This is a genomic window from Actinoplanes sp. NBC_00393 (assembly GCF_036053395.1).
Taxonomy (GTDB): Bacteria; Actinomycetota; Actinomycetes; order Mycobacteriales; family Micromonosporaceae; genus Actinoplanes.
On record NZ_CP107942.1, the window covers coordinates 203,071 to 221,084 of the forward strand.

The window sequence follows — 18,014 nt, forward strand, 5'->3', positions numbered from 1 at the left end:
CGTGGACACCACCGCTTTCCGTGACGAGCTGATCCGGCTTCGCCAACATCGCGGTCTGTCGTATCGACAACTTTCTGCGCTTTCCGCCGTCAGCCACAGCTTGATCAACGACCTGGAAAAGGGTGACCGCCGGCCCACATTCAAGGTCGTCGCCGCGCTTGACACCGCACTGAACGCCCGTGGCCGCCTCACCGCCACACTGCGCACCTCCACGCCCGATGATGTCGAAGGCGAGTTCGAAGCGTTGGAACTCGCGCAACGGGCTGCCGCCTCCGATGTCAGCGGTGAGACCCTGGAAGCTCTCGAACACGACGCCAACCTGATGGCCATGGCGTATGCGACCACCCCACCGGCCGAACTTCTGCCTCGCGTACGCCGGTACCTGCGGTTCGTCGACCAACTGCTCGACGGTCGCAAGACGCTGAAGCAACACCGGCGCCTGCTGGTCGTGGGTGGCTGGCTGTCGCTCCTGCGGGCCACTCTGCACATCGATCTGGGTCAGCGCGGGCCGGCCGCAGCCCACATGAAAGTCGCTGCCGGACTGGCTGATCAGACGGATCAACCGGAGATCACCGCATGGGCCCTCGAGACACGGGCGTGGGACGAGCTGATCCGGGGCAACTATCGGCAGGCGGTCGAACTCTCCCGGCACGCTCAAGCGGTCGGGCCGCCGGACGGGTCGGCAATCGTGCAAGCGACCGCACAGGAAGGGCGAGCCTGGGCGCGGCTCGGTGACCCGGTGGCCTCCCGGAAGGCGCTGCGCCGGGTGGAGGCCATGGCCGAGAGCCGCACGCCACCTCAGCATCCGGAACATCACTATCAGTACGACCCGGCAAAGGCGCACTCGTACGCGGCGACCACCCTGGCATGGTCCGGCGACCCGGCCGCCGAACAGGTGGCCAGAGACGTGATCGCAGAATTGGAGGCGGACGGCGCCCGGCCACGGCGGATCGCGTCCGCCCGCCTCGACCTCGGTCTGGCCTTGCTCACCGGCACCAAGCCACGCGCTGATGAAGCCGCTGCGCAGGCGCGCGCGGCCATCCGGTCCGGCCGGATAGTGCCGTCGAACTGGTGGCGCGTCGACGAGTTGGTCACCAGCGTCGCCCGGGCCGGTTCACCGGAAGCCTCCGACCTACGGGAAGAGGCTGCTACTGCGCGTCCAACCGGCGACCCCTGACCCGCCGGCCTCTGTCCGCAGAATTGCGGACACAGTCGCATTGTCCGCGGACACGAATTTCCAGGCAGCGGGCGGGGTTGGGCGCAGAATCGGCAGGTGACGGCGACCGGGATAGCTTCCTCAGACGTTGCCAGCCCGGTCGCCGTCCCATCTCGAACGGGACTGAACGTGGCCGTCCAGCTGCCCGGCCTGGATTCGAAGACCTCCGGTTCGACCAGGCACGTCCGGACCGGAATCGTCAATCTGACGGCGCCTATCGCGAAGGGCCGACCCCGTGATGATCAACTAGCGAAGCGGTAGGGCGTCATCGGATAGGTGCCGAAGTACGGGTACGGGATCAGATGGTGCAGGGTTCCCGAGCCGCCGGTCTGCTCGAAGCCGTAATAGCTGGTCATCGACTGGTCTGACCAGCGTTCGAACAGTACGACGTGGCCGCGCAGATTCGGTGCGGTGTTGATCAGCAGGTCGCCGGGCCGTAGCTGCATCTTGTCGATGACCGTCGAGTGTGCCGCCAGGCCGGAGGTGTTCAGTCCCGGCCCGGCGAGGCCCAACGCCATGGATACGTAGCCCGAGCAGTCGCGCCGGTAGCCGCGGAACCAGTCGGCGGGGTTGCCGCTCGACAGGTAGGGCACCGGCCCGCCTGACCAGCCAGTCAGCCATGATCGCGCCCGGTCGAAGACGGCGGTGACGTCAGCGCATCGGCCGGAACCATCCCCTGCGGACGGGCAGATGTCGACGCACGGCGGGGGAGTGGCGAAGCCGCCGCCGGCCACCGCGCGAACGATGCGGGTGGCGTCGGGTTCCCATTTGGCGTATGCCTCGGGATAGGCGCTGCGTTGCACCTGCTGGGCGGCGGCGGTGAGCGGCATGGTGTGCCATCCGTTGATGGTCAGCAGCTTGGCGTAGAACTTGGTGGCGGCGTATTGCGGGTCGAGCAGCTGTTGCGGGTTGCCCCAGCCTTGGCTGGGGCGCTGCTGGAACAGCCCGATGGAGTCGCGGTCGCCGCCGGCCAGGTTACGCAGGCCGGATTCCTGCAAGGCGGTGGCGACCGCGATGACCTGACCGCGAAAGGGGACACCCAGCTGGCTGCCGACCGCGACGATCGTCGCGGCATACTCGAGTTGTTCCGGCTCGTAGCCGGCGAGCTGGGCTGAGCCGGCGGATGCCGGGGCGCTGACCGGGTTGCAGGGCACGGCCGTGCCGCCGCCCAGGAGCGACGCTGGCCCGGCGGCGCAGAACAGCACGATACCCAAGACCACGGCGACGATTCCCGCAAGGAGTTTGCCGATCATGCCGGCTCGTTCAGGTACGGCAGCATGAAACCTCCAGAAACACGAAAAGGGCGCTGTGCGCGCCCGGACATGGGGATTGAGTGCGGGGGTGCCGGCGGCTGCCGGCACCCACCGACGATCAAGATGGAGTGGAGTGGTCTGCGGGGTTGTTGTTGTGGCTGTCCGGCCGGGCGCCGTTGACGGTCAGTCCGGCGAGCCGGTAGGCGGGTGGGACCGGTGAGTCGAGGAAGCCGAGCTGGCCGGCGCGGCGTACCCATTCGATTTGTCGTTTGCTGAAATGGTGCCGGGCGGCGACGGCGGCCAGGTCGGGGTGCTCCTGGCTGGTGAGGTCGGCCCACGCGGTGCGCCAACGCTGGTAGGCGTCGGCATTGGCGGGGATCCGGCGCATCAAGTCGACCGGCACATACACCGGTGGCCTGTCTTCCGGAACCGGAAGCTGCTCGGCGGCGTGGAGTTCGCGTAGGGCCGCGGCGACGCGCAGGGAGCCGTCCGGGCACAGCTGGTGGTAGGTGGTGATGGCGGTGTCGACGGTGTCGATGCCGAGGAGCAGCGCGGTGCGGTAGGCGCCGTAGGTGTCGCGGGGTGCGCCGAGGCCGGGTGTCCAGCGGCGCCAGCCGAAGGCGGGTATCTGCCGGTTGCGGCGGCCGCTCTGGCGTTGGATCCAGCGACGGAATCTGCCGAGGACGGCTTCCAACAGGGCAGGGCCGGCGATGGACATGAGCGGGAAGAACCAGATGGCGTCCGGCGCGGCGCCGGGCTGGCTGCTGTGCCGGAAGTTAGCGAACGCCGATCCCAGCGCGAAGCCCCAGACGAGGACACCGAAGATGCCGGCCGGGTCGCCGCGCCACGCCGAGTAGACGCTGAGCAGTACACAGGCCCCGGCGGCGGAGTCGAGGCTGATCGCCACCAGCAACGGCCACGGGTGCGACAGGTTCAGGCCAGTGCCGGCTGCAGCCCAGGCGATGAGGTCCTGGCTGGAGAGCACGATCGGGGTCAGGATGACGATGCCCAGCAACAGGGTGACGGCACCGAGCAGGATGCCAATCATCACTGTGGCCGTGCGCGAACGTTCCGATCGGAGGGCGGAGGCCGTCATAGCGCCGCCTCCAGCTCTGCAGCCGCGGGGTCCAAGTCGGTGAGGATCTGCCGGGCGACGCGCAGCACGATGTCGGCGCAGTCGCGGATCAGGTCGAGGTCGCCGTCGGCCCAGCCGAGCACGTACGCGTCGCTGTAGTCCTTGGTGTCCAGGTCGAGGGCGGCGCAGACGATGTGCGCGACGCTTTCCGCCTCGGTCTCGCACCGTCCACGATGTAGGTTCTCGCCGGCCGGCACCTGCTCGACGTGGCCGCAGCGCAGGTGGGCGAGCTCGTGCGCGGTGGTCTTGACGCGTTGGGCGTCGCTGAGGTCGTCGCGAATCAACACCTGCCGTAAACCGGGCACCGTGACGCCGTTCGCCGCGCCGAGGTGGCGACTTCCCGGCGCGACGAGCTGGAAGGTGTAGCCGTCGGCGCGGATCAGTGCGACCAGGTCGTCGTAAGCGCCGGTCGGGTCGTCACCGGTCAACAGCTGCGGCAGCACGCGACCTTGGCGGTGTCGCAGCACGGTGGGCGGGTCGAACGGGTCACCGTCGGTCTGGCCGAGTTCGAACGTGCTGGCCAGCCGGAACCCGACAATCTGCGGCACGGGCCGGCCGCTGGCGTCACGGCGTACGGTGCGGCCGTCGGCCTCCCACTGCTCGGCTTGCGCGTCGGTGGGGCGCCGCCGCACCGGGGCCCAGATCTTGTAGGCGGTTTCGCCGCGCCGGACTCGCCGGCCGTGCGCCTTCCAGCCGGTGGTGGCGTCGGCGTTGCCGAACGGCAGAAAGAAGCACGGGACGATGCCGCGCTGCTCGGCCTGGGAGAGCAGCAGGAGCTGGTTGCCGAGACTGTAGTGGGCGCCGAACACGGCGACCTGGTCGAGGAACTCGGCCCACTGCAGGGGGCTTTCGGCGAGTAGGGCGAGCCGGTCGTCGAAGTCCTGTTTGATCTGTTCGAGATCGATGGTGCTGGCCATGCGTGGCCATCTCCTTTCCTGTACGCCTGGCGGCGGGCAGGAAGGGACCGCACCCGGCGACCCCGACCTGCCCGCTTGCGCGAGGTGAGGCCGCCCGCAAGGGGGCGGTGTTCGGTTATCGGGCCGGGATCGGCCGGATGGTCAGCGGCGGGTGCCGCAGCCAGGACGCGGCGAGCACCTGGTCGCGGACGGGATGCGTGACGACGTCGTAGTCGCGCAGCCAGACCGCGCACCAGGCGTCGGCGGGCGCGTCTGCGCGCAGCTCGCTGCCGGTGTCGGCAGCGATCCCGGCGACACCGGAGCGGGTCTGCCGGCGGTAGTGCTCGAGGCGGCCGGACAGCATCGGGCAGGCCCGGATGCTGTAGGCGGCGCACGGCGGGCACAGTGCCGGCTCCGACGTGCAGTGCAGCAGCAGGTCGGCGGGCCGGGCGAACACGATGAGCCGCTCACCGAGGGGTTGCCCGCAGATCTGGCACAGTCGCCGGGTCAACAGGTGCCGCTGCCGGAAGTTCTCCAGCAGGCCGAACAGCGGCTGCCCGTCGGCGGTGCGTGGTGTGGCTACCGGTACGACCAGGCCGGCACTGGTCGGCCGCCGCCGCAGGTGGACCGGGATGTCCGGTCGTTGGTTGCTCATCGCAGACCCCACACGCTCGGGTCGACGGCCGCGAGAGGGTCGGTGTGCGGGAACGGCCCGAACAGTTCGGCGATCAGAGCCCGGGTCGCGGGTGCATGGCTGCGGCTGCCCGGTAGGCGGGCGCCGATGCGCCACTGTCGATCCCAGCTGCCGTCACTGCTGAGCAGGAACACCTCCGGCATGAGGAGCCGGGCGCGCAGCAGGACAGCGGCGACGGCGGCGTCGTACGGTTTGCGGCTGGTCTTGCAAAAGTTCGCCTCCCAGACGGTGGTGTTGCTGTCCGGCGGGGCCGGCAGAACGAAGGTGTCGTTGTCGAGGTCGCTGGTGGCGTCGCCGTTGAAGGCGATGTCGCAGGCCGGGTCGAGCACCGGCCGTCCGAGGCCGCGGGGTCCGGCGATGACGATGCCGTGGCGGCGGACCGCGTCGATGATGCGCACGGTGTCACCGACCAGCTGCGGCCAGGCGGTGCGGTACTCGGGGTGCGTGACCGGCACGCTCCAGTAGTGGGTGTAAGCCATCGGATTTGCTCCCGTGAATAGGGGAGCACCGGGCGCGGCTGCGCCCGGTGCTCCAAGTGGGTGGCCGGGCATGGGCCGGGTGGAAGAGAATCAGTGGCGCAGGATGCGGCTGACCACCTGCGGGTCGATGCCGAGTTGGATGGCCTGCAGCAGGGTGCGGGCCAGGGCGTCGTCCGGGTCGGCGTCCAGGACCCGGTGCACGGCGGCGTCGGCGAGCACACCGTTGCCGGCCTGCAGCGCGGCGAGCACGAGCATGAGGGCCGGGCCGGGCACGAGCAGGTCTTCCGCGCGGCGGGTCAGGTCCGTCCAGGCGCGGATCTGGGCGTCGGTGTGGTCGACGTGGCGGGCGGCGGTGTCCCAGATTCGCGGCATGCTCAGCAGCACCAACAGCAGCGCCGCCCGCTGATCGGAGAGCCGTTCGCCGGAGCCGGCGGCGGAGACCGCCTCGGCGGCCAACGTCTCGGCAAGGCGCCCGAGCTCTGTCTCGGCGTTCCGGTCACCGCCCGCCGCTGCGGCCAACTGGTGGGCGACCTCGATGAAGGCGCGCGCAACGGCGGCGCTGGTGGCGTCGCGTTCGTCGTCGCAGGTCGGCTGCAGGCCGGCCGCGACCGCGGTCCGGTCGGGCAGGGCGACCAGCCCGGCGACGGTGGCCTGCGCCGCGGTGGCAGTGGAGGCCGCATCGAACGGGACGCCGCTGGCGGGGCACAGCCGATCCGCGCAGTTGAGGTGCCACAGGCGGCCGTCGTGGACGCGGGCGGCGGCCATGACCGGGATGCCGGCCTGGCGCAGCGCGTCGGTGGTGGCGTCGACGGCGACCTCGACCGGTTGGGCGGTGCCGTAGCCGATCAGGAACACCGTCTCGGTGTTCTTGCGGACCAGTAGCCGGGCGATGCGTGCCGCCTCGGTGTCGAACCGGGCGCCCTGCGGCAGTGGGGTGGCCAGGGCGAACACGATTTGGTGGTCGTGTTGGGCCAGGGCGACGAGGCTGTCGGTGGGCTGGTAGCCGATCAAGTAGGGGGCCAGGCCGACGGTGTCGGGCAGGCTGGTCAGGCGAAAGACGTTCGGATTGTTCATCGGATTCTTCTCCAGTCCAGAAGGACCGGGGAACCCGGGCACGGACACACTCCCGGCACCTGCCGGGGTGACATACGTCGGGTTCCCCGGCCTGGGGAGTGGGTTACGGGTGGATCAGCCGGCCTGCCGCAGCGGCGGGCGCCGGCACAGGCACCAGCCGTCGGGGGACTGGCAGTCCTGGCAGGCGCCGCAGTACGGGCAGTCGTGCAGGCGCTCGTCGAGCGGCATGGTGCACCACCAGCAGGCGCCCGGCTCGGCGGTGCTGCGGCCCAGCAGGTGGCGTGGCGCGACGAGGTCCTGGTAGCCGTGGTTGGAGTACCAGATGCCGCCGTCCCAGGTGCCGGCTTGTTCGTTGAGCAGGTAGGCGTTGCGCCGGTAGCGGCGGTCCACGGTCAGGATGGCGATCTTGTTTTGGGCGCCCATCCACCGCTTGAGCCGCAGCCGGGTGCGGCGCAGCCGCAGCGGTCCCATCGCCGGGATCAGCTCGTCGGCGGCGATGCGGGTGTCCGAGCGCGGATCGGTGCCGGCCACGTCGATCGGCAGCACCCCGTTGTGGGCGAGCACGGTGCGGGTGTCGCCGCCGAGGCGCAGCGGATGGCAGTTGTCCAGATCGACTGCTCCGGCGGTGCCCCACCGGGAGTGGAACAGGGCCGGGCCGTCAGCGAACGTCCGCCGGGTCGCCGCGAACTCGTCGATCAGCTGCTCGCCGTGCATGCTGTGGCGCACCAGCAGCCGGTCGCCGGCGACGATCGCGAAGCCGTGCCCGTCGTCGTTGAGCAGGGTGCCGTTGTACAGGGCGTTCGGATCCGGTTGCACGCCCGGCGGCAGGAACGTCAGAAGGCACATGACAGCGCCTCCAACTCCCGAGTGAGCGGCGCGTACATCGGCCGATCGGAAAGCCAGTCGGTGAACGCCGGCCACGCCCAGCCGCCCGCGGTGATCGCGGCGACGGTCAGGGTGCGGGTGTACTCCACCGACGCGGCAGCGAACGCGAACGCCGCTTTGATCACGTCCGGGTTCAGGGACCCGGCGAAGATGCGCAGTTCGAGGGTGTCCGGGTTGTTGGTGTTGATCGCCCGGTACCGGTCGGCCCACACCGCGCCTTTGACGTAGTGCTTGACGGCGCGCCGGTCCTCCGGCCTGAACGCCGCCCAACTGGGTGCCTGCCGGCGGGCGAGGCGGACCACGTCGGCCTCGTTGCGGTAGATAAATTTCATCCACCTGTAGGTGTGCGGTACCGAGGAGAACCCGGCCCGGGAGACGTGCACGTGGATGCCGGTGGCGTCGGTGGCTTCCGCCCCGTACTGGCTCAGCTCCGTCAGCATCGGCCACGGGAAGTGTTCGATCGCCCAGTCGTAGGCCATCGGATGCGCGACCATCTCGAATCCGCTGTCCAGGGATCCGTCGTGCTTGAGATAGCCGAGATCGCCGAGGGCATCGGCAGCGATCCGGGCGCACTGGTAGGCATCCCCGCCGATGACTTCGAGTTCGATTTCCGGGCCGAGATACAGCGGGCCGTCGCCGTAGAAGACCGGTCGCGGCCGGTACCCGTAGTCGTGGATCAGGCCGCCGAAGTCGCGGTCGCGCTGGTCGCAGTCGTCGCAGTTGCCGCAGTCGCACGGGCAGCCGTTGCCGCATGGATCGTTGTCGCGATTCCAGCCGTCGCAGCCACTGCACTGCCAGTAGCTGACGTCGCGGCAGTTCAGGCAGATGGTCGAGCCGCGGACCGTCCGTACGGTGAGGTGTCGCGCGGTGAGATGGCGGCAGCGGGCGCAGTGGCGGCAGGAGAGGCAAAGTTCACCGGGATGGGGCTGCTGGCAGCCGGGGCAGACAGGCTGCGGGCTGTCGGGTACTGCGGGTTCGGGGTTGACCGTGAGGGCCGGTTGCCGGCACGGCATGGTGGTACCTCCGTGGGACACGTCCCCGGACGTCAGACGCACCGGGACCTCCATCCCGGTGTCCGCGCCTGGCGTCTGCCTGTGAGGCGAGGGGGACTACGGGATGGAAGAAGGAGCAGCGAAGAGCCGCTCCGAACGCGATCCGCAGGGGGATCGCCGCGGTCGACCGCCCACGGGTGGCGGTGACCGGCGGATCAGGGGCACCTCGTGGTCAGGTGCGATGCGGCAGTGAGCCGCGAGCTGGCCAGATGGTCAGCGTTGGGTGGCGACGGCGAGCAGGACCGTGTCGCCGGTCAGATCGGCCAGGTGGGCGTTGGCCGCGTCCAGGTAGGCCAACCGGTCGGCCAGCCGCTGGCTGGCGGAGGACAGGTGGGCGCCGTCGGCGGTGATCAGGCCGTCAGCGGGGACTGCGGCAAGCGACGCCAGGTTGACGTACGTCAGGTAGCCGTTCTGCAGTTCCTCCAGCGCTGCCGTCGGCAGTGGGCAGGGTTTGCCGGGCAGCGCGTTGTATGCGGTCATCGCGAGGATCCGCGGTTGGGCCAGGTACTCCGCCTGCATGCGGCGCAGCGGGTGCCGGTCCGGGTCGGCGTGATGCCGCTCGACATAGGCCCAGAACGGGTCGGCCGGCTTGGTGCCCGCGACGACCTGCTGCCAGAGCAGCCATTGCCTGCCGGCTGCGGCGGCCGCAGCCGCGCGCATCGCGTCCACGTTCAGCAGTCGCAGCGGACCGCCGGCGGCACGCCCGTACCGATGGCCGATCAGCTGGCGCGACCAGCGGGACCGGGTGAGAAAGCGCGGCACCAGCCGGTCGGCGCTCACGCCGTGGGCGGTGACCGCGTTGATGGCCCGCTCGGGCAACGGCACCCGGGAATCGGATGAGGGGCAGACCACCACGATGCAGGGGGCGTTGACCGTCGGACTGACGGTGGGAGGCGAAGCGCGCATGGCGGCTCCTTCCAATGCGGATCAGGGTTTGCGCCGCGACGAGGCGGCAGGGAGTACGAGGACGCGCCGGGCGCGGGGCGCCGTCAGGCGGAGGTCGCTCGTGGGCGGCCGGGGGCCGCGAAGAAGGTGGTGCTGGGGGCGGTTTCGCCAGGGCGGGAGTCGCCGCCGACCGGCCGTGCGGCGGGTGGGCGAAAGGCGACGTCGCTGCGCTGGCGGGTCACGCCGGGTGGTGCGGTGGAGCTAACAGGTGGAGAAGAAGAAGGTCTCACCGTAGCGGCCGGACCCAACCAGCCGGGCCGGCGGCTCGTCGTCGTCACCAACCGGCGCCCGGGTTGCCGGTCAGCAGATGCAGCGGGTCTTCGTCGGCGGCGGGTGGGCCGGGATGGTAGGCCTGCCCGCCGGTGCCGACCGGGCCGGGCAGCTGGGCCAGCCGCCGCCGCTGCGAACCGTGGCCGACCAGGTGCCACACCGGGCCGGCCGGGCCGCCGTGTTCGGCGGCGTAGTCGCGGGCGGCGGTGGCAACGATGACGCCCTCGGCACCGCCGGGCCGGGCCGTCAGATGATCGTGCAGGTGCTGTTCGATCGCGGTGGTGGGCAGCCAGAACAGTACCGGCCAGCTCATGCCGCCCTTGTCGTGCAGGGTGCGGTAGCCGGGCAGTTTGCCGGCGCGCACCGCGTGCGCTTCGGTGCCGGTGTCGTGTTCCAGGAAGAACGCCACCTGCTTCTCGCCGTCGACCCAGACGCCGTGCCCGTCGGGCCGGGTGTTGTGGTTGACCTTGGCGTAGGTTTTGGCGGCCGACCACCAGCGGGCCAACCGGGCAACCGGTTGGGTGCGGGCGTGCACGAGCAGGTCGATGAAGAACTGGTTGACCCCGTCGGCGTGCAGCAGGTGACCGATGCGGGTCGCCGCCGCCGGATGCGCGTCGTGCTCGTCGCGCACGGCGCGGCCGCTCGGCACCCGCTGCCCGTGATACAGGGCGACGTAGCGGGCGGAGAGCCGCCCGGGCACCCAGTGCACCGGCAGCCGGCCGCGGGTGGGGTGCACCGGCATGAACCAGTCGATGAACCCGATCCGGCGCAGCACGTCGAGACGGTTGCGGCAGGTGCGCGGGGAGCGGAACAGGATCGCCGCGATCTGATCGGTGGTCAGGAACCGGTGTTCGGCGAGCAGGTGCGCGATCACGTAGTCGCGAGGTTGCAACCGCCAGGAGACGGCGAGCAAGTCGTCGCGGATGATGGCTCTACGGGTAGGTTCCCCCGGTCGAGGAATATCCCCCGCAGGGATATTTCGGGGTTGCTGCGGATCGCTGGCCATCGGCCTCCTAGCTGCTGCGACGGCGGGTGGTTGGGTAGTTCCGAGCAGTGCATCTCACGCCCAGGGGTCCGCTCAGGGGTTCACCCGCCGGTTCGCCCGGACCGGCCCCTACCCGCTGATCAGCTTTTGTCGTGCTCACCGTCGGGCGGTTCTACGGGTGCGGTGCGGGCGACCGCTCTGCGCAGCGTGTCGGCTTCGCCGACGAGCGGAGCGGGGGGCAGTGTGCGCAGGGTGAACGCGGCGGTCTCCCGATTGGCTACCACCAGTCGGGCCGCGGCGGTGTAGGCGTCCAGGTGGGACAGGTCGTGTTCGTCGAGTTCGGGTTGGGTGTGCCGGGCCAACTGGTGGGCGTCCTCCGGCGAGCAGTTGAAGTAGACCTTGTTGCGGGCGTTGGCGGACAACGCCAGTTGGATGTCGCGAGGCAGTTGGGTCAGGTTCTGGTGGGCCAGCACCAGGCTGAGCCGGTAACCGCGGGCCTCGGCGAGCATGTCGCCGACCGACCCGGCCAGGTTGAGCACGTTGTGCGCCTCGTCGGCGTACAGGCAGGCGTCGCGGCGTTTGTCCTCGGGGATGCCGGCGCGGGCGGTGGCGGCCTGCCACACCGAGGCGAACACGAGGCTGCCCATCAGTTTGGCAGTCTCTTCGCCGAGTTGGCCCTTCGGCAGCCGGGCGATCAGGATGCCGCCGTCGAGCACCCGAGCCATGTCGAAGCTGGACTTCGGAGTGCCGAGGGTTCTGCGGACGAAGTCACGCAGTAGGAAGGAACGCAGCCGGGCCAGCACCGGGCCGATCACCTGGGCGCGCAGCTGTGGTGGCGTCGACTCGTACCATTCCCAAAAGCCCTTGAGCCCTTCCGGGTCGTCGAGGTCGGCGATGTAGTCGGCCCGGAACTTGCGGTCGTTGAGCAGTGGTGGCACTCGCGTGAGCCGTGGCTTCGGCCGGCGCATCAGAGTCAGGCAGGCGACGCGCAGCACGTCGTCGATCCGTGGTCCCCAGTGCCGTTGGAAGATCCGGCTGAAGATGGACACGATGTTGTCGACGACCAGGTCGGGGTCGGCGCCGAGCAGCGGGTTGAGGGTGGCGCCGCCCGGCTGGTCCGGATCGATGATGACGAGCCGGTCGGCGACGTCGGCCGGGAGCCGGTCCAGGATGTCCAGGGCCAGATCGCCCTTGGGGTCGATGACCACCACCCCGCGGCGGGCCTTCACGTCGTCGAGGACCAGGTGGGTCATCAGGGTGGACTTGCCGGAGCCGGTGGCGCCGAGCAGGTGCACGTGCTGGCGGGCGTCGGCCGTACGTAGCGCTACGGTGTGTCCGCCGACCTCGGCTCGGCCGAGGACGGTGGTGTTGCGGCCACCGCCGGGCACGGCGATCGGTGCCGGGGCGGCTTTGGCGCGGGCCCGGTCGAGGCCCGGAACGGCGACGTCAGTAGGCAGCGTGGCGAGCGCGGCCAACTCGGCGGCCGACAGCAGGAAGCCCCGGGAGAGACGGCGCTGAGCGAGTACTGCGGCCGGCTGCGCCAGAGGGCGCCGGCGAAGCCGGTTACGGCCGGTGTAGGTGCCGAAGGCAGAGGCCAACCCGTGGGCGAGCGTGACTAACCGGCGGCGGACCGCATCGACGTCCGCGTCCGCGCCGCGGCCCGGTCGTGCCGCGACGGCGTAGCGCAGGCTCACCTCCCACTGAGGTGCGAGCGCCTTGTCCATCGCGAGCCGTGCATCCCGATCACGGACCGGATCCGCAGACAGCGGCCGAGCCGAAGGCCGTGTCGGGTGAGGACTGCGGACGGGAGTCAGCAACTCCGTCGCCAGGTCGAGTCCCGCCCGCAGCCAGGCGACCGGATCCAACAGGCCGGTCGTGGGACGGCCGGTGCGCAGCGCAGCCGCGCCGCGTCGTAGTTGGGTGATCCGGCGCGGCGATGCCGGCCGGGCGAGAATCTGTACGCAGGCATCTTCCGTCCGGGCGAGGCTGGTGCCTGCTGCGATCAACGCTCGTGTTGGGTCGGCATCGTGATCGGTTTCGAGCGGGTACCACGCCGGGAGCGTCGGAGCCAGAAGTCCACCTTCATCGTGTGCCCGTTGGCTGTGGTCCGAGATCGGCAGCGGCGCGGCGGCATCGGTGATGGTGGCCGTTGCGCCGGGCCAGGCGGCACGCACTGCTGCGGCTACTGGGCCGGGAGACACCGTTCCCGGCAGCCATACGTGGATGGTCAGTTGTCGGCCGGTCCATCGGTACTCGAAGGCGACGTGCGGTATCCCGAGCAGAACGCGCCGTCGCAGCGATGGGGTGAGTAGCTCGTACAGGTTGGCCCACCAGGTGGTCGCACCGGCCGGCTCGACCTGCGGCGGTGGGGTGATCATCACCTCGTGGGCGTGGCGGGTCAGGCGCCGGTGCCGGCGTCGGCGTAGTTGGGTGCTGGTCGCGGTGCCGACAAGGATGATCAACGGTAGTGTGAGCGCCAGCCACGGCCGCTGCATCAGCCATGACACGGTGGCGGTGAGGGCGTCGACGAGCCAGGAGTCAGGCGGAGCCGGCATCGGGGCTTTCGGCCAGCTGGTGCTGGGTTGCGGCGTCGGGGTCATCGGCGGGTTCCTGTCAGTCGTCGAGGTCGGTCAGGCCGGCGCACAGTTGGTGTTCGCGGTCGGAGGCGACGGTGTGGAAGGCGACCCGGTGGGCGCCGGCCAGCAGCAGGGCCTGGCCGCGGCCGGCGGTGAGCAGCATCCGGGCTTCGCCGGCGGTCAGCGCGAACGTGTCGGCGATCAGGTCGATGGCCTGTGGGGCCTGGCGCATCAGGATCTGGGTGGCGGCGTTGGCGATGACCGCCTGACCCAACTCGGAGCCGAGCAGGTCGGCGGCGTCCTGGGTGACGACGGCGAGCCCGGCGCGGCGTTTGCGGGCGGCCTTGGCGAGCCGGTACAGGAACCGGGCACCTTCGCCGTCGCGCAGCAGCGTCCACGCCTCGTCGACCACGACAAGCCGACGTGGCCCGTGCCCCGCGGTGGCGTCGACGTCGCGCCAGATTGCGTCGAGGGCGAGCAGCATCCCGGCGGGGCGCAGCTCGTCGGCGAGTTGCCGGGTCGACCAGACGACCAGGTGCCCGCGCGGGCGGAAGGTGGTCGGCCCGTCGAAGAGTTCCCGGAACGAGCCTTCCACCCACGGCGACAGCCGGGCCGCCAGATTCGTGGATGCCGGCTGGTCGGCGGCGGCCAGCACTGCGGCTAGGTCGCGCAGCAGCGGGGCCGGCCGGGTCCAGGTGGCCGGGTCGTTGGTGATGCCGGCCGCCGCGTACGTGGCGGTGATCGCCCGGTCCAGGGCGGCGCGTTCGGCCGCCGGTGGTTGGGCGCCGAGCAGCACCGCGGTCAGGGTGTGCAGGAACAGGGCGCGGCGGGTCAGCGCGTCCGGCCGCCGGTCACCGGCCGGGATGTCGAGGGGGTTGATGCGGATGCCGGGCGCACCCAACTGGATGGTGGTGCCGCCGACGGCGTCGCATAGCCGCAGGTATTCGTCTTCGGGGTCGATGATGGCGACCTGCACGCCGTCGTACAGTGACCGCAGGGTCTCGAGTTTGACCAGGTAGCTCTTGCCGGCGCCGGAGCGGGCGAGCACGACGCTGTTGTGGTTGTCGCAGGCCCATCGGTTCCACCAGACGACGCCGTTGCTGGCGGTGTTCAGCCCGTACAGCACGCCGCCGGCCGGCATCTGCTCGCCGGGCAGCGGGGCCGGCAGGTCGGCGGAGGCGAGGGGGAAGGCGGCGGCGAGCGCGTCGGTGTCGAAGATGCGGCGCATCCGCAGGCTGTCCACACCCAACGGCAGCGTGGACGTCCAACCCTGCAGTTGCCGCCAGGTCGCCGGTTGGGTGTCCAACATGACCGACGCCGCGGCGGCCCGCACCTCGGCGACCGCTTCGACGAGCTCCTGCTCGGTGGCGGCGTGCACGCACAGGTAATGGCCGACCCGGAACAGCCGGGCCGCGCCGCGCGCAACCCGGTCCGCCAGGTCGGCGGCGTCCTCAGCGGCCGCTTCGGTCACCGGGTCGGCGAGCCGGCCGTGATCGGCGTCCAGGCGCCGACTGGCCTCCAGACGGGCCCGCTGGCGGCGCAGCCGCACGGTCGCGGTCTCGGCGGCGACGGGTTCGACGTGCTGGACCACGTCGAGGCGGCCGGGCCAAGCGAGCAGAGCGTCCAGCCAGGCCAACCCGACCTCCGGTGGGTAGCCGGTGATGGCCAAGGTGGCGGTGTAGCCGTCGCCAGCGCGTAGCCGGTGCGGGCGGGCTTCGACGCAGGCTGGGCCGATGGCCGCGGCCATCGCCGCCTGACCCGCGCCTACCTCCGCGGCTCGCGCTGCACGTTTTCTCATTGAACTGCCTCCGGATAGCTGGCGTGCGCGGTGATTGCGTGATCAGCAGGGGTACGCGGCCACGACGCGTCGGTCGGCTGGTAAGGGTCGACGGCGGTGGTCAGCACCGCCGTCGCGGTCGGCCCGTCCAGTACTTGGGTCTGCGCGCCGAGTGCGGCCAGGGCCGCCGCGGTGTGTTCGGCGCGGCGCATTGCCTCCGCGGCCGCGCCGTGCTGGCCGGTGGCTGTGCAGGCGACGGTGACCGTGCGCCACAGCGGATCACGGTCGGCGGCCACGTCCAGCAGAAAATCCGCATAGTCGAGGGCCGCTTGCGCCAGTGCCGGGTTCAGCAGTCCTTCGGCGGCGTCGGTGATGCGTACGGCGTGCCCGGTCAGATCCACCCGCCGGGCCGATACCACCACCTGCACCGGGCCGGTCAGGCTGTTCAGCCAGCGCGCATAGCCGCCGACCAGGGCGGCCTGCTCCTTACCCGTACGCAATCCGACGTTGACCGTGCCCGCTGCCACCAGCACCGTCGCACCTTGGCCGAGATCGATGACCCCGTTGTCGTTGATCGTCTGCGCCGGTAGGCGCAGCACCGCGAGTGACGGCCCAGCCGCCGCGGGCGCCCACGCCGGAGCGTCGCTGACGCCTTCCGGGGCCGGCACCGCACGGCGCGGGGCTCGGCGGTAGCGCAGCGCGGCCAACAGCCACGCGTCCAAGGGCAGCCCGTCCCGGCGTCCCACGGCGAGAGCCACCGCGACCGCGGCGAACGGGATGAGCAACGCCAACAGAACGGGCACCGGCACAAGGGCGTCGGCGCTCATGAAGATCAGGTAGCCGATCGCCGCAGCGGTGGCCATGATTGCCACCTGCCGGGCATTCAAGCCCCACACGATTCGGTCAGGGGCTTCGATGTCGGCGGGCACCCGGGCACGGACCTCGAGGTCAGTATCCATAGCAGAGCCCCGTTCAGCTGCGGCGCCGCGGCTGCTGCCACGGGCCGGTCGTCGGCGGCCGTACCGGGCGCCTCTTCGGCATCGCGGTCGCCGGATTGACACCCGTCGGCAACGGCGGCCGCGGCCCGGCAGGTGTGCGATCCGGCTGCACCCCGGCAGCCCGGATCGGCGGACGCGACGACCGCGGCAGGGTAGGCGTCGGCCGCTTCGGCACTGTCCGGGTGTACACGTCCACGCCACCGGCGATCTCCTGCGGGGTGTACGGCTTGACCGCGCGACCGGTCGGCCACGCAACCCCGACCCGACCCTGGCCGGCGCCGCGCGGCCGCGGCAGCCGCCTCTGCCCGGCGGTACCTGACAGGCCCGCCAGTGCGGGGCGAGTGCCACCCGCGCCGGGCGTCGGCGGCCCGGCCGCCGCAGTGCTCGTGAACCCGCGACGGCCACGGGGCCGGGCAAACGACTTGCGCAGCCGGCCGGTCAGCTGCTGGGCCACGACCATCCGCAGGAACATCGCGGCGGGGTTCCGGCCTCCGCTGCCGCCGGTGACGTAGCGGCGCAACAGGGCCGGGATCTTGACGGTGATCCACAGCAGACAGACGACGACGAGCAGATCCAGCGTGCCGGAGTCATCGCGGGCGACGCCCAAGGCTGCGAGATCGGCGTCCGGCGTCAGGAACACCGCCAGCGCCGTGTGCAAGGCGAGCGCCTGCAATAGCACGATGGCGAGCACCGCGAGCATGGCCCGCCACCACAGCCGGGCCGCCGCCTCGGTGAACGGGGTGGCATGGCAAGCCAACGCGAGCGGGCTCACCCCGACGAGCAGGATCAGCACGCACAACCGCACCAGCCACGCGAGGATCAGCATCAGGGTCAGCGCCACGATGAGCAGGCCGATGACCACGGCGAGGATCATGCTCGGCGGGCTGGTCAGGGCTTCCACGATCACCACGTGCAGGCGGAGCAAGGCGCCGCTGGTGACCACGCCCTCACCGGTCAGAGCGGCGGTCACCGCGTTGGCGACCTCGACCAGTTGGGTGCAGATCGGCACCGCGAAGTTCGACCCGATCCAGCCGATGATCAGGCGCGGGGCCAGCTCGCCCAGGCCGTAGTGGCTCTGCACGGTTTCGCGCATCATCACCGTCACCCCGGCGGCGATGATCGCGAGTACGAAGCTGACGTTCACGATCATGGTTGCCCGCCCGATGATCGCTGCCACGGCGGGCAGCGTCGTCACGTCCGGGGTGATGAAGGCGGTGTGCGACAGCAGCTTCCACAGCACGGCGATGACGGCGAGTACGGCGGTGGCGAGCCAGCCGATGGTGCCGTCGATGAACCAGTCGGTCATGGCTATTTCACCAGGATGCTGTTGAGGATGGTCAGCACGACCGGGGCCAGCAGGGCGAGGGCGTAGCCGACGGCGGCTGACTTGAAGCTCCCCTTGGCTCGTTCGATCTCCGACGGGTCGCCGCCGGCCATCAGGTAGCGGGCGCCGCCGATGCACAGGAACAGGGTGGCGACCGACCCCAGAACTCCCATGATCCAGTAGCGGAGGTTGTTGATGACGGTGGTCAGGTCGTTGACCGACGGCGGTGCGGTCGGCGCCGCCGCGGCCAGGTCGGGAGTCAGCAGGATGAGAACGGCCGTGCCGAGCAGCACGGCGAGCCTTGTGGTGCGGCACATGGTGGGTGACACCTCCCGGTAGTGGATGGGAGACGTCGCCGCAGAGCTCGGGCGGACCGTGGGAGCCTTGCTCCTTCACCGGTACGAGAGACGGTGGCTGTGAACACGGCCGTCTCAGCCGTTCCACCCGCCCTGCGG

General features: G+C 70.8%; 16 protein-coding genes. 1 reads left to right on the top strand and 15 read right to left on the bottom strand.

Going from position 1 to position 18,014, the window contains the following annotated elements:
• The first annotated feature begins 1 nt into the window (after position 1).
• Complete coding sequence (locus tag OHA21_RS00865) at positions 2–1,177, top strand: helix-turn-helix domain-containing protein (RefSeq protein WP_328469095.1); 1,176 nt, start codon at positions 2–4, stop codon at positions 1,175–1,177.
• Between the two features lie 281 nt (positions 1,178–1,458).
• Here the strand turns inward: OHA21_RS00865 and OHA21_RS00870 are convergent, their stop codons facing one another.
• The 15 genes from OHA21_RS00870 to OHA21_RS00940 form a co-directional block, all read right to left on the bottom strand.
• On the bottom strand, positions 1,459–2,469 hold the full coding sequence (locus tag OHA21_RS00870) for an NlpC/P60 family protein (RefSeq protein ID WP_328479079.1): 1,011 nt from the start codon (positions 2,467–2,469) through the stop codon (positions 1,459–1,461).
• Between the two features lie 118 nt (positions 2,470–2,587).
• A complete protein-coding gene (locus OHA21_RS00875; protein WP_328469097.1) occupies positions 2,588–3,517 on the bottom strand; it encodes a DUF2637 domain-containing protein in 930 nt (309 codons plus the stop codon).
• A 44-nt stretch (positions 3,518–3,561) separates the two neighbouring features.
• Positions 3,562–4,521, bottom strand: a complete 960-nt coding sequence (locus OHA21_RS00880; protein WP_328469099.1) for an ImmA/IrrE family metallo-endopeptidase — start codon at positions 4,519–4,521, stop codon at positions 3,562–3,564.
• Positions 4,522–4,636: 115 nt separating this feature from the next.
• Positions 4,637–5,155 carry a hypothetical protein gene (locus OHA21_RS00885; protein ID WP_328469101.1) on the bottom strand — a complete coding sequence of 173 codons (519 nt, stop codon included), beginning with the start codon at positions 5,153–5,155 and terminating at the stop codon, positions 4,637–4,639.
• Positions 5,152–5,673, bottom strand: coding sequence for a hypothetical protein (locus tag OHA21_RS00890; RefSeq protein ID WP_328469102.1), 522 nt, complete (start codon positions 5,671–5,673; stop codon positions 5,152–5,154). The genes OHA21_RS00885 and OHA21_RS00890 overlap by 4 nt, the downstream gene beginning before the upstream one ends.
• Positions 5,674–5,763: 90 nt before the next feature.
• Positions 5,764–6,747, bottom strand: a complete 984-nt coding sequence (locus OHA21_RS00895; protein WP_328469103.1) for a DUF4192 domain-containing protein — start codon at positions 6,745–6,747, stop codon at positions 5,764–5,766.
• 114 nt (positions 6,748–6,861) lie between these two features.
• Positions 6,862–7,593: a hypothetical protein gene (locus tag OHA21_RS00900; RefSeq protein WP_328469104.1), complete on the bottom strand. Its 732-nt coding sequence runs from the start codon at positions 7,591–7,593 to the stop codon at positions 6,862–6,864.
• Positions 7,581–8,645: a hypothetical protein gene (locus OHA21_RS00905; protein WP_328469105.1), complete on the bottom strand. Its 1,065-nt coding sequence runs from the start codon at positions 8,643–8,645 to the stop codon at positions 7,581–7,583. The genes OHA21_RS00900 and OHA21_RS00905 overlap by 13 nt, the downstream gene beginning before the upstream one ends.
• A 252-nt stretch (positions 8,646–8,897) precedes the next feature.
• Entirely contained in the window at positions 8,898–9,590 is a 693-nt protein-coding gene (locus tag OHA21_RS00910; protein ID WP_328469106.1) for a hypothetical protein, read from the bottom strand.
• Positions 9,591–9,903: 313 nt separating this feature from the next.
• Positions 9,904–10,812, bottom strand: coding sequence for a replication-relaxation family protein (locus tag OHA21_RS00915; protein ID WP_328469107.1), 909 nt, complete (start codon positions 10,810–10,812; stop codon positions 9,904–9,906).
• 212 nt (positions 10,813–11,024) lie between these two features.
• Positions 11,025–13,439: a type IV secretory system conjugative DNA transfer family protein gene (locus tag OHA21_RS00920; RefSeq protein ID WP_328469109.1), complete on the bottom strand. Its 2,415-nt coding sequence runs from the start codon at positions 13,437–13,439 to the stop codon at positions 11,025–11,027.
• Between the two features lie 58 nt (positions 13,440–13,497).
• A complete protein-coding gene (locus OHA21_RS00925) occupies positions 13,498–15,258 on the bottom strand; it encodes a VirB4 family type IV secretion system protein (RefSeq protein WP_328469111.1) in 1,761 nt (586 codons plus the stop codon).
• The gene (locus tag OHA21_RS00930) at positions 15,255–16,196 is read right to left on the bottom strand and encodes a PrgI family protein (protein ID WP_328469112.1); all 942 of its coding nucleotides are present in this window, start codon (positions 16,194–16,196) and stop codon (positions 15,255–15,257) included. The genes OHA21_RS00925 and OHA21_RS00930 overlap by 4 nt, the downstream gene beginning before the upstream one ends.
• 13 nt (positions 16,197–16,209) lie before the next feature.
• Entirely contained in the window at positions 16,210–17,541 is a 1,332-nt protein-coding gene (locus OHA21_RS00935) for a hypothetical protein (protein ID WP_328469113.1), read from the bottom strand.
• Positions 17,542–17,543: 2 nt separating this feature from the next.
• Positions 17,544–17,876: a pilin gene (locus OHA21_RS00940; RefSeq protein ID WP_328469114.1), complete on the bottom strand. Its 333-nt coding sequence runs from the start codon at positions 17,874–17,876 to the stop codon at positions 17,544–17,546.
• Between the last annotated feature and the right edge of the window lie 138 nt (positions 17,877–18,014).

Excerpts from the sequence above, each read along its gene's own strand:
- OHA21_RS00925 (WP_328469111.1), bottom strand. The coding sequence starts at position 15,258 with ATGAGAAAACGTGCAGCGCGAGCCGCGGAGGTAGGCGCGGGTCAGGCG.
- OHA21_RS00920 (WP_328469109.1), bottom strand. The coding sequence starts at position 13,439 with ATGCCGGCTCCGCCTGACTCCTGGCTCGTCGACGCCCTCACCGCCACC.
- OHA21_RS00895 (WP_328469103.1), bottom strand. The coding sequence starts at position 6,747 with ATGAACAATCCGAACGTCTTTCGCCTGACCAGCCTGCCCGACACCGTC.
- OHA21_RS00910 (WP_328469106.1), bottom strand. The coding sequence starts at position 9,590 with ATGCGCGCTTCGCCTCCCACCGTCAGTCCGACGGTCAACGCCCCCTGC.
- OHA21_RS00880 (WP_328469099.1), bottom strand. The coding sequence starts at position 4,521 with ATGGCCAGCACCATCGATCTCGAACAGATCAAACAGGACTTCGACGAC.
- OHA21_RS00930 (WP_328469112.1), bottom strand. The coding sequence starts at position 16,196 with ATGGATACTGACCTCGAGGTCCGTGCCCGGGTGCCCGCCGACATCGAA.
- OHA21_RS00875 (WP_328469097.1), bottom strand. The coding sequence starts at position 3,517 with ATGATTGGCATCCTGCTCGGTGCCGTCACCCTGTTGCTGGGCATCGTC.
- OHA21_RS00890 (WP_328469102.1), bottom strand. The coding sequence starts at position 5,673 with ATGGCTTACACCCACTACTGGAGCGTGCCGGTCACGCACCCCGAGTAC.
- OHA21_RS00935 (WP_328469113.1), bottom strand. The coding sequence starts at position 17,541 with ATGACCGACTGGTTCATCGACGGCACCATCGGCTGGCTCGCCACCGCC.
- OHA21_RS00885 (WP_328469101.1), bottom strand. The coding sequence starts at position 5,155 with ATGAGCAACCAACGACCGGACATCCCGGTCCACCTGCGGCGGCGGCCG.
- OHA21_RS00870 (WP_328479079.1), bottom strand. The coding sequence starts at position 2,469 with ATGATCGGCAAACTCCTTGCGGGAATCGTCGCCGTGGTCTTGGGTATC.
- OHA21_RS00905 (WP_328469105.1), bottom strand. The coding sequence starts at position 8,645 with ATGCCGTGCCGGCAACCGGCCCTCACGGTCAACCCCGAACCCGCAGTA.
- OHA21_RS00900 (WP_328469104.1), bottom strand. The coding sequence starts at position 7,593 with ATGTGCCTTCTGACGTTCCTGCCGCCGGGCGTGCAACCGGATCCGAAC.
- OHA21_RS00940 (WP_328469114.1), bottom strand. The coding sequence starts at position 17,876 with ATGTGCCGCACCACAAGGCTCGCCGTGCTGCTCGGCACGGCCGTTCTC.